The 3370-nt window shown below is 43.9% G+C and carries 3 protein-coding genes; 1 reads left to right on the top strand and 2 read right to left on the bottom strand.

What is annotated here, in order from left to right; genetic code table 11:
* Positions 1 to 377: 377 nt before the first annotated feature.
* Positions 378 to 2249 carry a GTPase family protein gene (locus PX636_RS17870; protein WP_288118130.1) on the top strand — a complete coding sequence of 624 codons (1872 nt, stop codon included), beginning with the start codon at positions 378 to 380 and terminating at the stop codon, positions 2247 to 2249.
* A gap of 138 nt (positions 2250 to 2387) precedes the next feature.
* Here PX636_RS17870 and PX636_RS17865 read toward each other — a convergent pair whose 3' ends face one another.
* Both PX636_RS17865 and PX636_RS17860 read right to left on the bottom strand, forming a co-directional pair.
* Positions 2388 to 2909 (bottom strand): hypothetical protein, encoded by a 522-nt coding sequence (locus PX636_RS17865; protein ID WP_288118128.1) that lies wholly within the window; start codon positions 2907 to 2909, stop codon positions 2388 to 2390.
* 2 nt (positions 2910 to 2911) lie between these two features.
* The gene (locus tag PX636_RS17860; protein ID WP_002762605.1) at positions 2912 to 3118 is read right to left on the bottom strand and encodes a hypothetical protein; all 207 of its coding nucleotides are present in this window, start codon (positions 3116 to 3118) and stop codon (positions 2912 to 2914) included.
* Positions 3119 to 3370: the final 252 nt, after the last annotated feature.

The following is a 3370-nucleotide window of genomic DNA, read 5'->3' as shown; positions in this document are numbered from 1 at the left end:
GGGGGGTTTGGGGGCGGCGCCACGCCCCCAACGGGGGGTTTGGGGGGTAGAACCCCCCAAAAGCTTGGATTGAGTGACCAAGTGGCAAGTAATACTCAATCCCTTGAGTATAGGCTACATATCAGGAGAGGCACTGACTGGAAAATAAGTAGTCGTGCAAAATTAATTTCCTAGTGAAGATAGGCAAGAGGCAAGAGGCAAGGGGCAAGAGGTGGTTAGATATGTGTAATTAATTTTGCTTAGGTACTTAGAAGCTGAAATAACGCCAATTCGTCAATCAGAATATTTTCAGGCTTGGCGGTGCCAACTTTGGCATCAGGACTGCCCCCTAACCGAGAATCAGAGATCGGTAGAATGGAAAAAAACCAGATCGAGCAATGTTACGGTTAAAAACTTGGCAAGGGTTGATTTTAGCAGTTCCGATCGCCGCCGTGGTGATTTTTCTGATCGTGGCCGCCGGCTTTCAGATCCATCAATGGGGTTTGAATTGGATTTGGGCAGTTTTTACCCTGATTTTTGTCGCTTGGCGCTTCCTGTTGGTCAAATGGACGCGCCCAGCAGTCGGGGAAATTGAAGCCGCCATCGGGGAAATTAAGGCAGAATTAACCCCTCCTGAGGGTGATTCCGGGGGAAATGTCGAGGAAATTATCGAGAGGATTATCGTCGAGGCCCGCAATGATCGCCCGGTTTGGGAAGATTGGGCGACTTTTTGGCAACGCTGTCAGGATTTGGTCAGTGCCATCGCTCATATATATTACCCCGATGTCAAGTACCCCTTATTAAATATTTACATTCCCCAGGCCTACGGTTTAATTCGGGGAACTGTGGATGATAGCGATCGCTGGATGCAGAATCTTTCCCCGGCCCTGAATCAAATCACCATCGGGCAAGCCTATCAGGCCTACGAAGTTTATCAAAAATTGCAACCCTCGGCCCAGAAACTTTGGCAGGTCTGGAATTGGGCGCAATGGGTGATCAATCCCGCTGCGGCTGTGGCTAAAGTTGCTAGTCAAAAGTACAGCGATCGAGCGGATCAGCAATTATTAGTCAATTTAGGGCAAGTTTTGCGGGAAAATGCCCTAAGAAACCTTTCTCGCCAAGCGGTGTTACTCTACAGTGGCAGTAATCTCGCCCCAACTCTCCCCACCAAGACGAAAATCGCCACTACTACTCTCAAGGAAATTCTCGCCCAAGCTGAACCGATCACGGAAATTGATCGCCAACCGGTTAATATTCTGCTGGTTGGACGCACCGGGGCCGGCAAAAGCAGTTTAATTAATACTCTCTTTCGGGCCGATTTAGCCCAAGTGGATCTATTGCCCAGTACCGACGCGATCCAATCCTACCATTGGCAAACCCCAGAAGGAGACGAGTTAATCCTCTGGGATACTCCGGGCTATGAACAGGCAAATCGGGCCGATGATCGGCAAAAGGTTCTAAATTATGCCGAAAACGCCGATTTATTAATTCTTGTCACCCCCGCCCTCGATCCCGCCCTGGCCATGGATGAGGCTTTTCTTAAAGATTTGCAACAAACTATTGACAATTTACCAGTTATAGTGTGTGTTTCTCAAGTCGATCGCCTGCGTCCGCTGCGAGAGTGGCAACCCCCCTATAATTGGCTGACGGGAGAAAGTCCCAAAGAAGTCAATATCCGCGAATGCTTGCAGTATCGGGCGGAATTATTCGAGAATCTCTGCGATCGCATTTTGCCGATGGTCAGTCAACAGCCGGATAGAGAAGCTTGGGGGGATGAGGAGTTATCAATCGCTTTACTGGGGGCAATTTCGCCCGCCAAACAGTTGCGTTTAGCCCGTTTTTTAGCGGATTTAGAAACTCGAACCCTGGCAGCGGCGAAAATAATCGATCGCTATACTTTACAGATGGCCACGGGGCAAGGTTTAACGGCCCTATTAAAAAGTCCTATTCTAGGTTTTATCTCCACTTTAGCCACGGGAAGACCGACTTTAGCCTATCTTTTAGCTGAACAAATTCCTGTGGAACAATTACCAGTAGCGATCGGTAAATTACAGATGGCATACGAGCTTTCTTCTCTCTTAAATCCGGAGAATAAAAGTTTTGATTTATTGGCACTTTGGCCAATACTATTAGAAAATTATAGCACTGCTGACAAGGAAGCTTGGGCCTGGGGTCATGCTCTGGTAGAATATTGGACAAAGAACCTATCGATCGAACAGTTCCGGTCAAGTTATCAGGGGTATTTAGAAACGACAAAAACAGGCCTGTAGTCAGATTAATTAAACTAAAACTTTCTTCCACTTCAAAAGTATAGGAAAGTGGGGAGGAGAGGTTTCTGGGGTTGAGATTTCTGGCCCTTGTACTAAAATTACCAATGGGAGGGATTTTTTCGTGTTTTTTTAAAAGTTCTATTCATTTTTTTCATTTTCAGAGTTTTCATCGTTAGTTTTCGACGAACTACCCAAACCACTAAAATAAAAGGCGGTGACTGCTGTAGCTATTGGCCCTAAAAAAGTATAAATTGTCTTAGAAGAATCATTAATTAGGGTTGCCGCTTTATCCACTCTACTTTGTACTTCTTGTTCTTCGATAGCTTTCAAGTTTATATTTAAATTAAAAATTCCAAGAGAAGCAAAAGAAATGAGACAAATAGAAAGAATTTGTAAACCAGCAGTGGCTAACAATCCCAACCAAAGCCACTTTGCTAAGGAACCAACTACTTTAGTATTAAAATTATGTCTTTGGTCTGAGGGTGATATAGCTGTAGCTGGTTTACCAAATTCAGATACTTCATTGTCTAAATGATAAGGCTCCGGATTCTTCTTTAGATTATGACGCACAGAGTTCCTTTCAGTTGGAAGAACCAAAGAAGCGCTGGGATCTTTTGGGTTGTTAACTTCCTCTGTCTCATTTTTTGAATCACTGGTCATAACTAAACAATTAGTAGTGGTCTCTGTTCATTACCTTTTTGCAGTATTAATTGAGTATCTTCCTCCGTCTCAGTTTTAGCATATAAAGCCATGAGTTTTAATCCTTTACGAATGACTTCAGACTCTGTTAAGTCTAGCTCTTTAGCTATTTCTTTAAGATATTCAGAGTCCTTTTGACTAAGATTTACTCGAAATTGTCTGGTGGCCATTTTTTTTTGTTAATTCAGTGAATGGATTGTATCGATGGTGTTATCTGTAAGGTCGAGAAGAGCCATTTTTACCATTGAGGGCTATAGTAGGGTCAATTCATGAATTGACCCTACAGTCTGATTTAAGGGTTGTCATCGTCCTTTCTTATAGATGTCCATAATAGTCTGCCTTTAGAAACCTAGCATCCTAACTACAGTATCCTATCTTACCCTAATTACACCAGATATGTCAAGCAATTACACCAGATATGT

Source organism: Microcystis sp. M53598_WE2 (genome assembly GCF_030067735.1).
GTDB classification, from domain to species: Bacteria; Cyanobacteriota; Cyanobacteriia; order Cyanobacteriales; family Microcystaceae; genus Microcystis; species Microcystis aeruginosa.
This window is presented reverse-complemented; position numbering and strand designations above follow the sequence as displayed.

Coding starts and splice junctions, on each gene's coding strand:
- PX636_RS17865 (WP_288118128.1), bottom strand. CDS start 2,909: ATGACCAGTGATTCAAAAAATGAGACAGAGGAAGTTAACAACCCAAAA.
- PX636_RS17860 (WP_002762605.1), bottom strand. CDS start 3,118: ATGGCCACCAGACAATTTCGAGTAAATCTTAGTCAAAAGGACTCTGAA.
- PX636_RS17870 (WP_288118130.1), top strand. CDS start 378: ATGTTACGGTTAAAAACTTGGCAAGGGTTGATTTTAGCAGTTCCGATC.